The organism is Gellertiella sp. DMC107 (assembly GCF_056313605.1).
In genome coordinates this window covers 608566-623297 of sequence record NZ_JBQUZZ010000003.1, presented here as the reverse complement: position 1 = coordinate 623297, position 14732 = coordinate 608566, and the positions used below count along the sequence as shown (strand labels likewise).

Annotated in this window: 15 protein-coding genes; 11 read left to right on the top strand and 4 right to left on the bottom strand. The window is 61.6% G+C overall.

From position 1 onward, the window contains the following. Positions 1–29 precede the first annotated feature (29 nt). Positions 30–527 (bottom strand): cupin domain-containing protein, encoded by a 498-nt coding sequence (locus ACT54B_RS13735; protein WP_476045567.1) that lies wholly within the window; start codon positions 525–527, stop codon positions 30–32. A gap of 196 nt (positions 528–723) precedes the next feature. Here ACT54B_RS13735 and ribH point away from each other — a divergent pair, with 196 nt between their 5' ends. The 4 genes from ribH to ACT54B_RS13715 all read left to right on the top strand — a co-directional run bounded on the left by ribH (position 724) and on the right by ACT54B_RS13715 (position 5272). Then, a complete protein-coding gene (ribH, locus tag ACT54B_RS13730) occupies positions 724–1179 on the top strand; it encodes a 6,7-dimethyl-8-ribityllumazine synthase (protein ID WP_476045565.1) in 456 nt (151 codons plus the stop codon). Positions 1180–1182: 3 nt separating this feature from the next. Continuing rightward, positions 1183–1680, top strand: a complete 498-nt coding sequence (gene nusB / locus ACT54B_RS13725) for a transcription antitermination factor NusB (protein ID WP_476045564.1) — start codon at positions 1183–1185, stop codon at positions 1678–1680. Between the two features lie 24 nt (positions 1681–1704). Further along, on the top strand, positions 1705–2922 hold the full coding sequence (locus tag ACT54B_RS13720; protein ID WP_476045563.1) for an MFS transporter: 1218 nt from the start codon (positions 1705–1707) through the stop codon (positions 2920–2922). Positions 2923–3133: 211 nt separating this feature from the next. Further along, positions 3134–5272, top strand: a complete 2139-nt coding sequence (locus ACT54B_RS13715; protein ID WP_476045562.1) for a sodium-translocating pyrophosphatase — start codon at positions 3134–3136, stop codon at positions 5270–5272. Positions 5273–5408: 136 nt separating this feature from the next. Here the strand turns inward: ACT54B_RS13715 and ACT54B_RS13710 are convergent, their stop codons facing one another. Continuing rightward, on the bottom strand, positions 5409–5915 hold the full coding sequence (locus ACT54B_RS13710; RefSeq protein WP_476045561.1) for an outer membrane protein assembly factor BamE: 507 nt from the start codon (positions 5913–5915) through the stop codon (positions 5409–5411). A gap of 242 nt (positions 5916–6157) precedes the next feature. Here ACT54B_RS13710 and ACT54B_RS13705 point away from each other — a divergent pair, with 242 nt between their 5' ends. The 7 genes from ACT54B_RS13705 to ACT54B_RS13675 all read left to right on the top strand — a co-directional run bounded on the left by ACT54B_RS13705 (position 6158) and on the right by ACT54B_RS13675 (position 11063). Then, positions 6158–6703, top strand: a complete 546-nt coding sequence (locus tag ACT54B_RS13705) for a ubiquinol-cytochrome C chaperone family protein (RefSeq protein ID WP_476045560.1) — start codon at positions 6158–6160, stop codon at positions 6701–6703. A 2-nt stretch (positions 6704–6705) separates the two neighbouring features. Next, positions 6706–7269, top strand: a complete 564-nt coding sequence (locus ACT54B_RS13700) for a DUF177 domain-containing protein (protein WP_476045559.1) — start codon at positions 6706–6708, stop codon at positions 7267–7269. 101 nt (positions 7270–7370) lie between these two features. Further along, on the top strand, positions 7371–8417 hold the full coding sequence (gene plsX / locus ACT54B_RS13695) for a phosphate acyltransferase PlsX (protein WP_476045558.1): 1047 nt from the start codon (positions 7371–7373) through the stop codon (positions 8415–8417). Positions 8418–8436: 19 nt separating this feature from the next. Further along, positions 8437–9408, top strand: coding sequence for a beta-ketoacyl-ACP synthase III (locus ACT54B_RS13690; protein ID WP_476045557.1), 972 nt, complete (start codon positions 8437–8439; stop codon positions 9406–9408). 109 nt (positions 9409–9517) lie between these two features. After that, the gene (locus ACT54B_RS13685) at positions 9518–9856 is read left to right on the top strand and encodes an integration host factor subunit alpha (RefSeq protein ID WP_476045556.1); all 339 of its coding nucleotides are present in this window, start codon (positions 9518–9520) and stop codon (positions 9854–9856) included. 179 nt (positions 9857–10035) lie between these two features. Continuing rightward, positions 10036–10572, top strand: coding sequence for a MerR family transcriptional regulator (locus tag ACT54B_RS13680; RefSeq protein ID WP_476045554.1), 537 nt, complete (start codon positions 10036–10038; stop codon positions 10570–10572). Next, on the top strand, positions 10572–11063 hold the full coding sequence (locus ACT54B_RS13675; RefSeq protein ID WP_476045552.1) for a GNAT family N-acetyltransferase: 492 nt from the start codon (positions 10572–10574) through the stop codon (positions 11061–11063). Before ACT54B_RS13680 ends, ACT54B_RS13675 begins: the two co-directional genes overlap by 1 nt. Positions 11064–11192: 129 nt before the next feature. Here ACT54B_RS13675 and ACT54B_RS13670 read toward each other — a convergent pair whose 3' ends face one another. Further along, positions 11193–12311, bottom strand: a complete 1119-nt coding sequence (locus tag ACT54B_RS13670) for an ABC transporter substrate-binding protein (protein WP_476045551.1) — start codon at positions 12309–12311, stop codon at positions 11193–11195. A gap of 123 nt (positions 12312–12434) precedes the next feature. After that, entirely contained in the window at positions 12435–14585 is a 2151-nt protein-coding gene (locus ACT54B_RS13665; protein WP_476045550.1) for a bifunctional diguanylate cyclase/phosphodiesterase, read from the bottom strand. Positions 14586–14732: the final 147 nt, after the last annotated feature.

The following is a 14732-nucleotide window of genomic DNA, read 5'->3' as shown; positions in this document are numbered from 1 at the left end:
GTCCTTTTTCATAAGGGATGGAAAGCGGCTCACGCACCGGGCTCACCTTGCCAGTAGTCGATGCTGTCGGCTTCGCTGACCATCTGGTTGAACCGGTACTGCCCGGTTTCGGCATCGAGGGTCTTCGCCAGAAACTTGCCGCTGTCGGGATATTCGCAGATTTCCGTCAAGGCCTTGGTGGAGACCACCACGTAACGTAGCGGCCCCGATCCGGTATTGATAAGCTGATGGGCCGTATCCGGACCGCCGGCAGGGGCGCCGAGAATATGGCCGGCCCGCACCGCGTGCCGTTCCCGGCCGATCCGGTATGTTCCTTCTCCCTCGAGAATGATGAAGAGTTCGTCTTCCACGTGATGATTGTGAAAGGGACAACCGCTCTTTCCCGGCAGGACCTCGCTATAGCCGATCCCCAGATGCTTCAGTCCGAGAAGGCCCCCGAGGCGAGCATCTCGGCCGCCATAAAGGCTTCCCTGGCTCCATTCCTCCAGTTCCGTGTCGCGAGGGTCCACTACGCGCATGCGTTCCATCAGGCACTCCCATTTGGCTGCGAATTCTTGCAGTCTGTCCGAGTCTGTGTCGATAGGCGAGATTTTGGGGCGAAAGCAGGCCCATGCGCAGGGCAAATTCCACCCATGCTTTAAAAACACTTGCCAATCGCGGTCTGGCATGGTTTGACCGCCGCCTGTCGCGTTGCCGCGTTTTCCCTCCAGATTCAGGTGTCTTATGGCCGAGCCGTCCCGTCCGCACATTCTTGTTGTTGAAGCCCGCTTCTACGATGACATGTCCGATGCCTTGCTCGATGGCGCCAAGACTGCGCTCGACGAGGCCGGCGCCTCCTATGACATCGTCACCGTTCCCGGCGCGCTTGAAATTCCGCCTGCCATTTCCATGGCCCTTGACGGCGCGGAGAATGGCGGAACCCGGTATGACGGCTTCGTTGCGCTCGGCATGGTCATCCGGGGGGAGACCTATCATTTCGACATCGTTTCCAACGAATCCTCCCGCGCTCTGATGGATCTGGCCGTCGGCGAGAGCCTCGCCATCGGCAACGGCATCATGACGGTCGAGAACGAGGCGCAGGCCTGGGCGCGCGTCAAGCGCAGCGAGAAGGACAAGGGCGGTTTCGCCGCCCGTGCCGCGCTTTCCATGATTGCGCTGAAGAAGAAGCTGGGAGCCTGACCGATGACCGGCAACGACGATCGGACGCCCGCAGAAAAGCCTGCCGTAAAGCCTGCGAACCAGCGAGGCGCAGCCCGGCTTGCCGCCGTACAGGCGCTTTATCAGATGGAAATCGGCGGCGGCGGCGTGCTCGAAGTGGTGGCCGAATATGAAGCGCACCGGCTCGGCCAGGAGCTGGATGGAGACACCTACCTCAAGGCCGATCCCTCCTGGTTCCGTTCCATCGTCTCGGGCGTGGTCCGCGACCAGCTCAAGCTCGATCCGCTGATCAAGAGCGCGCTTCAGGATGACTGGGCTCTCTCCCGCATGGACAGCACTGTGCGTGCCATCCTGCGCGCCGGCGTGTTCGAGCTCCTCGAGCGCAAGGATGTGCCCGTTGCCGTCATCGTGACGGAGTATATGGAGATTGCGAAGGCTTTCTTCGAGGACGAAGAGCCCAAACTCGTCAATGCGGTGCTCGATCGCATTGCCAAGCAGGTTCGCGAGCCCGGCCGCAAATAAGTCACGCCAAGGAGAATTGAGGCCATGGACAGCGGTTCGAACGCCTTTGACGCCCAGTTTCGCACCGCCCGCTTCAATGTCTATGTCCTGACAGCCGCCCAGGCCGTGCTCGGCGCTGCAGGTCCCATCAGTTTCGCTGTCGGAAGTCTGGCCGGGCACCAGTTGCTCGGACTGGACAAGTCCTTGGCGACCGCCCCGCTCACCGGATACAATGTCGGCGTTGCCCTCGGTGCCGTGGCGATTGCGGCTGTCAGCCGCCGCTTCGGCCGGCAGGCGAGCTTCATGCTCGGCGGCCTGGCGCTCGCGACGGGGGGCGCCCTCGCGGCTCTGGCGCTCTACCGCACCGATTTCTGGATGTTCGCAGCCGCACTGGCCATGATCGGCCTCTCCTCGGGCTTCACCCAGAAAATCCGCTTTGCCGCTGCCGACGCGTCGCCATCGAACTACAAGGCGCGGGCGATTTCCTGGATCCTTGCCGGGGGGATTGTTTCCGCCGTCGTCGGATCGCAACTGGCTATTCTCGCCAAGAACCTGCTCGAACCGGTTCTCTTTGCCGGGTCTTTCGTGGCTCTCGTGCCGCTCGGGCTCATCGCGGTGGGCATTCTGTCTTTGCTGAAGCTGCCCCCGCTCGTTTCCGGTAACAGGAACGAAGCGCTGCCCAGTCGATCGCTCCGCGAGATCATTCTGACCCAGCGGTTCCTGACCGGCATGATCTGCGGCATTTCCAGCTATGCGCTGATGACCTTCATGATGACGGGCGCGCCGCTCGCCATGGTGATCGGCTGCGGCTTCTCGCCGGATCTCGCCACACTCGGCATCCAGTGGCACGTACTGGCCATGTTCGCTCCGAGCTTCGTGACGGGCATGCTGATCAGCCGTTTCGGAACGGAAAAGATCGTGGCTGCCGGCCTCGTGATTCTGCTCGGCTGTGCAATCGTCGCCCATATGGGCATCGAGCTCTGGAATTTCTGGGGCGCGCTGATCCTGCTCGGACTTGGCTGGAACTTCGGCTTCATCGGTTCCACCGCCATCGTCGCCTCGAGCTACAGGCCCGAGGAAGCGGATAAGGTGCAGGGTTTCCACGATATCATTCTGTTCGGCACCGTCGCGCTCTCATCCTTTGCTTCGGGCAAGATTTTCGCGGCTTTCGGTTGGACGGCGATGAACCTCGTCATCTGGCCGGTTGCCTTGTTGTGCCTTGTGCTTCTGGCTGCACTGGTGCTGCGCGAACGGCGCGCCTGAACCCGCCGTTCCCCTTCATTCGATCAGCGTCCCCACGGGGCTTGCGGAACGGCAAGCCCCGTATTTCCATGTTGTTAACGGGACTTGACGCCGCGTTAACCAGCACGCAATCTCACCGGCGACAGGGGGGCTTGGCTATCGCAGGCCAAGGCGGCACCTGACATTCACAGCCGGACAAGAACAGACCGGCGCTATGGGAGGACAATGCGAAATGACCATTCTATTTGGCGTTATCGCATGCGGGTTGCTTTCGGTGGTCTATGCCATCTGGGCAACGCGGTCGGTGCTTGCCGCCGACCAGGGCAACGCCCGCATGCAAGAGATCGCAGGCTATATCCGGGAGGGGGCGCAGGCTTATCTCACGCGCCAGTACAAAACCATCGCCATCGTTGGCGTTCTCGTCTTTATCCTCGCCTGGCTGCTGCTGTCGGGTGAAGCCGCTGTCGGCTTCCTGATCGGTGCGGTCCTGTCCGGCGTCGCCGGCTTCATCGGCATGCACGTCTCGGTCCGCGCCAATGTGCGCACCGCGCAGGCATCGGCAAACAGCCTGGCCGCCGGCCTCGAAATCGCTTTCAAATCGGGCGCCATCACCGGGATGCTCGTCGCAGGCCTCGCCCTGCTCGGCGTCTCGATCTACTATTACATCCTGACGGCCGTTCTCGGCCATGCAGGCGGTTCGCGGGAAGTCACGGATGCGCTGGTCGCACTCGGCTTCGGCGCCTCGCTGATCTCGATCTTTGCCCGTCTCGGCGGCGGTATCTTCACCAAGGGTGCGGATGTCGGCGGCGATCTCGTCGGCAAGGTCGAAGCCGGCATTCCGGAAGACGATCCGCGCAATCCCGCAACCATTGCCGACAATGTGGGGGACAATGTCGGCGACTGCGCAGGCATGGCGGCCGACCTGTTCGAAACCTATGCGGTCTCGGTGGTTGCAACCATGGTGCTGGCCTCGATCTTCTTCGCCGGCACGCCGGTTATCGATCAGGTCATGCTCTATCCGCTGCTGATCTGCGGCTTCTCGATCCTGACCTCGATCGTCGGCACCTTCTTCGTGAAGCTCGGATCCGACAATTCGATCATGGGTGCGCTTTACCGTGGCCTGATCGTAACCGGCGCGCTTTCCGTTATCGGCCTGGGGGGAGCAACCTCGCTCACCATCGGCTGGGGTGACATCCAGACCGCAACGGCCGGCTCGGTGGTCAACGGTACCTCGCTCTTCATCTGCGGCCTGATCGGTCTCGTCGTGACCGCCCTGATCGTGGTGATTACCGAATATTACACCGGTACCAACAAGCGCCCGGTGAACTCCATCGCCCAGGCTTCGGTCACCGGCCATGGCACCAATGTGATCCAGGGTCTGGCCGTCTCGCTCGAATCGACGGCGCTTCCGGCCATCGTCATCGTTGCGGGCATCATCGCAACCTTCCAGCTCGGTGGCCTGTTCGGCACCGGTATCGCAGTGACCGCCATGCTCGGCCTTGCCGGCATGATCGTCGCCCTCGACGCTTTCGGTCCGGTAACGGACAATGCCGGCGGCATCGCCGAAATGTCCCATCTGCCGCCCGAGGTCCGCAAGGTCACCGACGCGCTCGATGCGGTGGGCAACACCACCAAGGCCGTGACGAAGGGCTATGCCATCGGCTCCGCGGGTCTCGGCGCACTGGTCCTCTTCGCTGCCTATTCGTACGACCTCAAGTACTATGTGGCGAATTCCGCGCAGTTCCCCTATTTCGCGGATGTGAAGGAAGTCTCCTTCGATCTGTCCAACCCCTATGTGGTGGCTGGCCTGATCTTCGGCGGCCTCATTCCCTACCTCTTCGGCGGCATCGCCATGACCGCCGTCGGCCGGGCCGGCGGTGCGGTGGTCGAGGAGGTGCGCAGGCAGTTCCGCGAAAAGCCGGGTATCATGGAAGGCAAGGATAAGCCGGATTATGGCCGTGCTGTCGACATGCTCACCCGCGCCGCCATCCGGGAAATGATCATTCCTTCCCTGCTGCCGGTTCTGGCGCCCATCGTCGTCTATTTCGGCGTGCTCCTCATTTCGGGCTCCAAGGCTTCCGCCTTTGCGGCGCTCGGCGCATCGCTGCTCGGCGTGATCGTGAATGGCCTTTTCGTGGCGATTTCGATGACCTCTGGCGGTGGCGCCTGGGACAATGCCAAGAAGAGCTTCGAGGATGGCTTTGTCGACAAGGACGGCGTCCGCCACCTGAAGGGCTCGGATGCGCACAAGGCATCCGTGACGGGTGATACCGTCGGCGATCCTTACAAGGATACGGCAGGTCCTGCCGTCAACCCCGCCATCAAGATCACCAACATCGTCGCGCTGCTGCTGCTCGCAATCCTCGCCTGACGGTCAGGACGGTTGGCAATGAAATGAAGGGGCATGCCGGCAAACCCGGCATGCCCCTTTTCCATGCCCTGAAAGATGCATCAAAAACAAAGGGGAGCCGAAGCTCCCCTTTCGAATGTCAGGACCTCAAACCCGGTTACTGGGTCTGGAGACCGTTGATGGCGTTGCGCGCGGCAGCTGCGCCGGCGCCGCCTGCCAGCAGCTGCTGCAGGAAGGTCAGATCCTTGCCGCCCGTTGGCGTGGTGCGGCTGATCATGTCGAAGACCTTGCCGTCCTTCAGGGTGTAGTTGGAGCGCTGCTGCACCACCCCGTCCTTGTCGAAATAGATGGCCAGAACGCTCTGGTCCACCAGGGTCGGCTTCATGAAGGCCGCGACACGCTTGCGCTTCTGGGAAATGTAATAGAACACTTCATTGTCGAATGTGGCCGTGGTCGAGGGCGTGCCGAGCGACAGCAGAACCTGCTCGCGGCTCGACCCTTCCGGCGCCAGAGCGAGCGACTGTTCGTCGACCACGTAGCCATTGTTCATGACTTCGCCGACGGAGGAGCAGCTCTGAAGCCCCGTTGCCGCAATGGTCAGCGCAAGCACCGCCGTACCGAACCACTTCCTGTCAGTCCCGAAATACCGTCGCACGAACGACATCTCCCTTGTAAACGTAACACCGGCCCTTGCGGACGGCAGCCAGAAGTCCTCAATCACAGCAATGTGGCGTTTCGGCGATGCTTCGCCCCCATACCCTTGCCGCACACGGAACGCATCCGTCTTCCGCCTGGGGCAGAAACCGCATTGCAATTCATGCCTGCTTCGGTAAACCAGCTTTTCGGTTCATGCAACACGGGCTCCGCGCTGCAGGGATAAATGATGCTGCAAATTCGGGAAATTCCATGATTTTCGGACTGTTCCGCAACAGGAAACACAATCAGGCGATCATGAAGCGTCAGTACGACCTGCTGACCGCCGCATCCCGCAATCCCGCTTTCTTTCTCGACTACGGGGTCCCCGACACGGTCATGGGCCGTTTCGAGATGGTCTCGATCGTCATGATCCTGTTTTTCCGCCGCACCCGCACTTCCGATACCTCCGGCCAGGAACTGGCGCAGGAAATCGTCGACGCCTTTTTTCAGGACCTCGACCACGCGATTCGCGAGATCGGGATCGGCGATGTCGCGGTGCCGAAGCGCATGAAGAAATTTGCCGCCATGTTCTATGGAAGGCTGGAATCCTACGCCAAGGCGCTGGATGGCGGCGATGTGGATGCCCTTTCCGAAGCCCTTCGCCGGAATATTCATCCGCAGGCGACTGCTGGCCCCGACATGCAGGCGCTGGCGCGCTATATGGTGGAGACGGAAGCGGCGCTCGCCGCCCAGCCGGAAGACATGCTCAAGACGGGTAGCCTCGCGTTCCCCGTGCCGGGCAAGAAGGAAGACTGATCATGAAGAAGCCGCAGCATCCCGAGATGGACGTGCCCTTTTCTTACGTCGTGAAGGTAGGCCACATCTCCGCCAATCCGGTCACGGTAACGCTGTCCGCCGATGAGCGAGAACGCGGCGGGCTCGCCCGCCTCTGGCAGGTGGAGAAAGTGGAAAGCCTTTCCGCCGAGCTGCAGATCGCCCGCTGGAAGAAAGATGGCGTGCGGATCAAGGGCAGGGTGACAGCGGATATCGTCCAGGCCTGCGTGGTCACGATGGAGCCGATTGCCGCCCACATCGACGAGGCTCTCGATCAGATCTTCATTCCCGAAGGCTCGAAGCTGGCGCGGATCACGCTGGACGGGCAGGGGGAGATGGTCGTCGATCCCGATGGACCGGATGCACCGGAGCTTTTCCACGGCGATTCCATTGATGCCGGAACCGTGGTCGCGGAATTTGCGGCGCTCGCCATCGATCCCTATCCGCGCAAGGAGGGCATCGAATTCAAGGATCATATCGAGGACGATGGCGCCAATGACCGGCGGCCCTCGGCCTTTTCCGTGTTGAAGGACTGGAAAAAGGATTGATCTGGCTTTGAGTTCCGACACAATTTTGTTGTAAGGACTTCTCAGACGGCTATTTTGGCCCCATGGCGCCGGAATTGGCGGCGAACAAGGATCGGGACAGCGTGATCAGAATTTCTCTGGATGTCATGGGTGGGGATTTTGGTCCTGATGTGGTGATTCCCGGAGCGGCATTCGCGCTCGACAGGCACCCGGATATCGAATTCCTCCTGTATGGAGCGGAAGCGCAGATCGCGCCGCTGCTCGACAGATTTCCCAAGCTGAAAGCCAAAAGCACCATTCACGACTGCGAGATTGCAATCGGCATGGACGAAAAGCCCAGCCAGGCATTGCGCCGCGGCCGTTATGTCTCGTCCATGTGGCGTGCCATCGAAGCCGTTAAGACCGGAAGCGCGGATGTCGCGGTTTCCGCCGGCAATACCGGTGCGCTGATGGCTATGGCAAAATTTTGCCTGCGCACCATGGCCAATATCGAGCGCCCGGCCATTGCGGCCATCTGGCCGACGGCCAAGGGCGAAAGCGTGGTGCTGGATGTCGGCGCTTCCATCGGAGCCGACAGCCAGCAGCTCATCGACTTTGCCATCATGGGCAGCGCCATGGCCCGCGCCCTCTTCGAGGTGAACCGCCCGACGGTCGGTTTGCTGAATGTGGGCGTAGAGGAGGTGAAGGGGCAGGAAGAGGTCCGCGAAGCCGGCCGCCTGCTTCGCGAAGCGCAGCTTGAAACGCTGGACTACCAGGGTTTTGTCGAGGGCGACGATCTCGGCAAGGGCACGGTCGATGTGGTGGTGACCGAAGGTTACAGCGGCAATATCGCCCTGAAAACCGCCGAAGGCACGGCCCGCCAGATCGCCACCTATCTGCGGGCAGCCATGTCGCGCACCTGGCTTTCGCGGCTCGGATATGTGCTCGCCAAGGGTGCCTTCGACATGCTGCGCGAGAAGCTCGATCCGCGAAAGGTCAATGGCGGCGTGTTCCTCGGCCTTAATGGTGTCGTGATCAAGAGCCACGGTGGAACGGATGCGGAAGGTTTCGCAGCTGCCATCGATGTGGGCTACGACATGGTGCGCAACGGGCTGAACCAGAAGATCGAAAACGATTTGAAAATCTATCATGCAAAATACCCGCCGCGTGCCGGCCAGGGCGTGGCATGACCGGCGGAGACAGACAGGAATGATCCGGGCAGTAGTACGGGGTTTTGGCGCGGCCTTGCCGAAGCAGGTGGTGACCAATCAAGACCTCGAAAAGCGTGTTGAAACCTCCGACGAGTGGATCGTCCAGCGCACCGGAATCCGGCAGCGCTACATTGCGGGCGAGGGCGAGACCACGGCTTCGCTCGGGGCGGACGCCGCACGAGCCGCGCTCGAGAATGCCGGCATGACGCCTGCCGATATCGATCTCATCATCGTGGCGACGTCCACGCCGGATAACACCTTCCCGGCCACCGCCGTCAACATCCAGAACCGTCTCGGCATGCACCATGGCTTTGCCTTCGACATGCAGGCGGTCTGCTCGGGCTTCGTCTTTGCCGTGGCGACTGCCGATGGCTATATCCGTGGCGGCATGGCGAAGCGCGTGCTCGTCATCGGGGCGGAAACCTTCTCGCGCATCCTCGACTGGAACGACCGCACGACCTGCGTGCTGTTCGGCGATGGCGCGGGTGCGCTGGTGCTGGAGGCCGAAGAGCAGCCCGGCAACAACACCGATCGCGGCGTGTTGACCTCCAGCCTGCGTTCGGACGGCTCCCACAAGGAAAAGCTCTATGTCGATGGCGGACCTTCGACGACCGGCACGGTCGGCCATCTCCGGATGGAAGGACGCGAGGTCTTCAAGCATGCCGTCGGCATGATCACCGACGTGATCGTTTCCGCCTTCGATGCCACGGGAACCACGGCCGAGGATCTCGACTGGCTGGTGCCGCACCAGGCCAACCGGCGCATCATCGAAGGCTCTGCCAAGAAGCTTGGCATTCCGATGGAGAAGGTCGTGGTGACCGTGGATCTGCACGGCAATACATCGGCCGCCTCCATCCCGCTCGCCCTTGCGACCGCCGCTGCCGACGGACGCATCAAGAAGGGCGATCTGGTCATGCTGGAGGCAATGGGCGGTGGCTTCACCTGGGGGGCTGTCCTGCTCCGCTGGTAAGGGGTCGTGTTCATTACCCTAATACGAACAAGCGCTTGACCATGGATTGCAAGGGCAATAATCTTGCCACCGGTTTCACAATCAAAAGAACGAAACTGGGCGGGGAATCATGGCTGGAAAGACAGTAACACGGGCAGATCTTGCGGAATCGGTGTTCCGGAAGGTCGGTTTGTCCCGGACGGAATCGGCTGAGCTCGTGGAGACGGTTCTCGACGAAATTTGCGCGGCCATCGTGCGGGGAGAAACCGTCAAGCTGTCTTCCTTCGCAACCTTCCAGGTCCGCGACAAGAACGAGCGCATCGGCCGCAATCCGAAGACCGGCGAGGAAGTGCCGATCTCTCCGCGGCGCGTCATGACCTTCAAGGCGTCAAACGTCCTGAAGCAGCGCATCCTCAAGGCCCACGCCCAGCGCAAGGCCAAGCAAAAGCCGCAAAATCCGGCGGCCTGAACTCTCTTTGCCATCCATCGTCCGCTGTCTCGGCCACTGGCCGATACGGGCCGGTCGAGAATATTTGTCGAAACTCACGCAGCGTAAATCGTATTCCGCTTGAATTTTCGGCGGCAAACCGTTGAAATCAGTTCGATTCGACGGGATGCTTCGACATCCCCGCAGGCAGGGAGTGGGTGTTGGACAAGAGCCCGGATGCTTTTCGCACGATCAGTGAGGTGGCCGACGATCTCGACCTGCCCCAGCATGTGCTGCGTTTCTGGGAAACCCGTTTCCCGCAGATCAAGCCCCTGAAGCGGGGCGGGGGGCGTCGCTATTATCGCCCTGAGGATGTGGATCTCCTCAAGGGAATCCGCCATCTCCTCTACGATCACGGCTATACGATCAAGGGCGTTCAGAAGCTCCTGAAAACCAATGGCAACAAGTTCGTCGCGGCAATCGCCACCGGCGATCTGGCCACCGTCGAGGCGCTCGCTGCCGCCGGCGAGGAGCCGGCCGTGGCCGAACCGAAGGTGCATCTGCCGGAAGAGGATCAGATTGTCGGCCGCGCCAAGGCGCCGATTACCCGTCGCTTTTTCGGTTTCGGCGGTGGCGATGATGACGCGCCAGAAATCTCCGTTGGCAAGGGCAGCGTGAGCAAGGAAGACCGCGCCTTGCTCCAGGAGGCCCTTTATGACCTTCTGGAATGCAAGCGCCTTCTCGATCAGGTCCGGTAATGGTGATCGAGCTTCGAAGAGCCACGGCAGCCGATATCCCCTACATCCTGCAGGTGGAGCGGATGCCCGGCTACGAGAAACTGGTCGGTCGATGGGACGCGGGACAACACGAAGAAGCGCTGACGGATCCGGCCTACAGGACCTTCGTCGCCATGGATGGGGAAATCGCGCTCGGCTTCGTTCTCGTCAAGGGGTGGGATGCTGCCGACCATGTCACGCTCATCAAGCGCGTCGTGGTCGAGAAGCCCGGCCAAGGGGCGGGCCACCGCATGGTTTCGGCCGTCCTTGCCGAGATCTTCAGCCAGACATCAGCCTATCGGGTCTGGATCGGCTGCTTCCCGAGCAATCTCCGGGCGCGCCGCGCCTATGAAAAGGCCGGCTTCACCGTGGAAGGCATCGCCCGGGGCAATGCCTATTTTTACGGTGAGCATCATGACGAACTGATCCTCTCCATCCTCCGGCCCGAATGGGAGGCCCGACACCGGCTCTGAGGTGTCGTGCCGCACCCTCCGCTGGCGCGCTTGCGGCACGCATTCTTTGTCTCGTGCCGGACACGATCGAAATCCCGGATCAGGGCAGGGGCAGGCTTGCAGCCGACCCCTGCCGCTTGCTGAGAGGTCTTACTTGACCTCGGCGCCCACAACCGTGTCCCAGCCTTCGGAAACCATCTTCTTGTTGGCTTCCTGCTGTTCCACCGTGGGGAATACGGCCTTTTCGTAAAATTCGGCCGGGGGCAGTTTGGCGAGCAGATCGGCGGGGATCTTGCCAGCCTTGGACATGGCGTTGAAGCGGGCGGGATGGCAATAGCCCTTGAGCCAGCCGAGCTGGCCTTCGTCGGAATAGAGATATTCCATCCAGAGCTTGGCAGCGTTCGGATGCGGGGCATAGGCGGAAATGGCCTGGACATAGACGCCCGCGAGCGAGGTGGAGGCGGGGATCACCACTTCCATATCCGGATTACCCTTCAGATTGTCGCGCCAGGCCAGAAGGTTGTAGTCCCAGGCGGCGACGATCGGCGTTTGGCCCTGGGCGATGGTGGCGGTCTTGGCGGCTACGGGCACGAAGTTGCCCTTCTCGTTCAGCTCCTTGAAGAACTGCAGACCCTTCTCGCCCGAGGCCTGGCCCAATTCGCCACCACGGGCCGCGCCCGCGGACATGATCGCAAGGATCGCCTGGTTGGAGCTGCGGGGGTCGCCCGTCAGACCGAAAGCATTGGCGTAATCCGCCTTCAGCAGGTCTTCCCAGTCCTTGGGGCTTTCCTTGACCAGGTCCTTGTTGATTCCGAAGGCCATGACGCCGTAGTAGTCGGCATACCAGTAGCCGTCTGCATCCTTCACGTCGGCGGGAATTTCCTCCCAGGTCGCCACCTTGTACGGCTGGATCAGACCGTCAGCCTTGGCTTGCGGGCCAAAGGCAAGGCCCACATCGATCACGTCGGGAGCTTGCGGGCCCGTATTGCCCTTGTTGGCCTTGATGGCCTCGATTTCGTCGCCGGAGCCCGCATCCGGGTTCAGCCCGTTGATCTTGATCTCGGGATACTTGGCTTTGAAACCCTCGATCACGCCGCCATAGCCGCACCAGTCATGCGGAAGCGCGATGACGGTCAGCTCGCCTTCCTTTTTGGCTGCAGCAGCCAGTTCGTCCAGGGACTCGGCGCTGGCAGCGGGCGCAAGGGCGGTGGTGGCGAGCATGGCGGCGAGAAGCGCGGCAGTGCTTCTGGTGATGTCGGTCGGGGTCATGGAACATCCTCGGGGAGGGGAAAGGGAAGCGCGCCTTGAGGCAGCGCCTTGCCCCTATATCGAGGGTTCATAACAGGCACGTGACGGCCTGAGCGGATGGCAAAGCGGCAGCCTGTCCGCGGCTCAGGATGCCCGCGCCATGGAGGATTTGTCGGTCCCGTTTTCAAGAGCCCGCATGATCTGGGCGGGGGCCGCCGGGCGTCCGAGGAGATAGCCCTGCAACTGGTCGCAACCGTTCTGGGTGAGGAAATCCGCCTGTTCCTGCCGTTCGACACCCTCCGCCGTCACGGGCACATCCAGGGCCCGTGCGAGCGCAATGGTCGCCTTGATGACGGCCGCGCCGCTATCGGTCTCGTCCGCCGCAACCAGCAGAGACCGGTCGATCTTGATCCGGTCGAAGCCGAACTGACGCAGCACGCCGATGCTGGCATAGCCGCTTCCGAAGTCGTCCAGTGCAAAGGTCACGCCCATCAGCTTGAGGGCGTGGATGGCTTGCCGGGCCTGTTCCGGATGGGCGATCAGCGCCCCTTCCGTCACTTCCATGGAAAGCCGCGAAGGGTTGAAGCCGGTTTTCGCAAGAGCGGAGCAGACCTGCTCCGGAAAACGGGGATTGCAGAGCTGGAGTGGCGATACATTGACGGACAGCGTATAGGCCGGCCATTTTGCCGCTTCGAAAAGGCTCTGTTCCAGCAGGCTTTCGCCCAGCTGGTCCATGAGGCCCGCCCGCTCGGCCAGGGCGATGAAGCGGTCCGGCGAGACCGGGTTCTCCGGACGATTCCAGCGGGCAAGAGCCTCGAAGCCGACGACCTGGCGGCTCCGGGCATCGATCAGCGGCTGAAAATGCGGCACGATCGCTCCGTCCAGAATGGCCTGTCGCAGGTCCCGCTCCAGCCGCAGTTCGGCAGCCTTCTGCTCGCCAAGCACCGCATCGTAAAGGACGGCGCGTTCCTTGCCCTGTTCCTTCGCCTCATAGAGCGCAATATCGGCACGACGAACCATTTCATCCGTGCCAATCCCGTCGGCGGTATCGGCAACGCCAATGCTGACGCCCACCTTGATGGTGAGGCCGCGTATCGAAAACGGCTTGTGAAACAGCGCGAGGACCTTGTCCGCAATGGCTGCGGCCCGGTCCGCGCGGGAGGTGAAGAGCGCGAACTCGTCGCCGCCGAAGCGCCCGATCAGATCGATATCGGGGTCGCATTCTCCGAGTTCCGCAGCCACGACCCGGATCAGCGCATCGCCGACCGGATGGCCCCAATTGTCGTTCACCGCCTTGAAACCATCGAGATCGAGAAGCAGCAGGGCTCCAGGCGATGTCAGGCGATGCTCGCGCCTGCGCTCGACCATCTGCAAAAATCCACCGCGGTTGAAGAGACCGCTCAGCGTATCATGGGTGGCCAGAGCCCAGGCTTTCCGGGCGGACCGCCGTTGCATCCGCACTTCGTCATAGGCCAGATAGGCACCGCCGCCGGCAAAAAGCACCAGAACCAGGATGGTGAGCGCAATCAGCGGCTTTTCCCGTTCGTAAAGTCGTTCGCCGGGATCGGCGCTTTTCCAGGAAAGCGTCGCCACAGTCTTGCCGGTGGCGTCTGAGATCGGGACATGCAGCAGACCGGGCTCGATCCGGTCCCGGATGGAAAGACCGGTCAGATTTTGCTGGTGCTGGATTTCTGCAAGGACCTCGGCATCGATGCGCTTGAACAGGACCAAAGCCTTACGCTCTTCGAAGGGGTCCAGTGCGTCTTCCCTCTGAATGACCTGCATGGCGACCACCGTGACGCCATCGGGCGTTTCGGCAAAGGCGGAATGGGCCTTTTCGGGCGTATCCAGTGTCTGCTGAAGCAGCGACTGCAGCGGGGTACGGAAATAGGTGCTGGGTGCGAATGCCTTGCCCTTGCGCAGGCCGGCAAACACCGTCCCATCCGCGTTCAGCACGATCGTGCCGTCATACAGAGCATAGTTTGCCGAAGTGGCGCCCCATGTATTGTAGATCCAGCCGTACGGGTTCGGCCCCTTGATCGCCTCATGGGCATCGGTCCAGACCGCATTGTCCTGAACGGTCGCTGCGAGATGTTCGCGGAAGCCCGTCAGCGAGGTGCGGGCCGCAACGACGGCCCGGTTATCATCGATGCTGGTTGCCGTGCGGATGATGTCGGAGAACATCATGATGCCGATCGCGGTCAGCGCCAGAACGAAGGCAAAAAACATCGCGAGGCCAAACGCTATGCGCTTGAACCGCGGTCTTGGCCCCTCGTGGAAATCGCTGATCGCCATCCTGCTTTCCGACATTCACACAACCAGTCATGCGCTAAACTCTGCACGACTGGCGTATATTTCCATGAAAAGCATAACCCAGAGACGAAAACTCTAAATGAACAAGCGCGGTTAACGAGGCGTGAAAGCCAGTGATCTGCAGATCGC

Excerpts from the sequence above, each read along its gene's own strand:
- ACT54B_RS13720 (WP_476045563.1), top strand. The coding sequence starts at position 1,705 with ATGGACAGCGGTTCGAACGCCTTTGACGCCCAGTTTCGCACCGCCCGC.
- ribH (WP_476045565.1), top strand. The coding sequence starts at position 724 with ATGGCCGAGCCGTCCCGTCCGCACATTCTTGTTGTTGAAGCCCGCTTC.
- ACT54B_RS13665 (WP_476045550.1), bottom strand. The coding sequence starts at position 14,585 with ATGGCGATCAGCGATTTCCACGAGGGGCCAAGACCGCGGTTCAAGCGC.
- ACT54B_RS13685 (WP_476045556.1), top strand. The coding sequence starts at position 9,518 with ATGGCTGGAAAGACAGTAACACGGGCAGATCTTGCGGAATCGGTGTTC.
- nusB (WP_476045564.1), top strand. The coding sequence starts at position 1,183 with ATGACCGGCAACGACGATCGGACGCCCGCAGAAAAGCCTGCCGTAAAG.
- ACT54B_RS13700 (WP_476045559.1), top strand. The coding sequence starts at position 6,706 with ATGAAGAAGCCGCAGCATCCCGAGATGGACGTGCCCTTTTCTTACGTC.
- ACT54B_RS13715 (WP_476045562.1), top strand. The coding sequence starts at position 3,134 with ATGACCATTCTATTTGGCGTTATCGCATGCGGGTTGCTTTCGGTGGTC.
- ACT54B_RS13690 (WP_476045557.1), top strand. The coding sequence starts at position 8,437 with ATGATCCGGGCAGTAGTACGGGGTTTTGGCGCGGCCTTGCCGAAGCAG.
- ACT54B_RS13735 (WP_476045567.1), bottom strand. The coding sequence starts at position 527 with ATGGAACGCATGCGCGTAGTGGACCCTCGCGACACGGAACTGGAGGAA.
- ACT54B_RS13675 (WP_476045552.1), top strand. The coding sequence starts at position 10,572 with ATGGTGATCGAGCTTCGAAGAGCCACGGCAGCCGATATCCCCTACATC.
- ACT54B_RS13670 (WP_476045551.1), bottom strand. The coding sequence starts at position 12,311 with ATGACCCCGACCGACATCACCAGAAGCACTGCCGCGCTTCTCGCCGCC.
- ACT54B_RS13705 (WP_476045560.1), top strand. The coding sequence starts at position 6,158 with ATGATTTTCGGACTGTTCCGCAACAGGAAACACAATCAGGCGATCATG.
- ACT54B_RS13710 (WP_476045561.1), bottom strand. The coding sequence starts at position 5,915 with ATGTCGTTCGTGCGACGGTATTTCGGGACTGACAGGAAGTGGTTCGGT.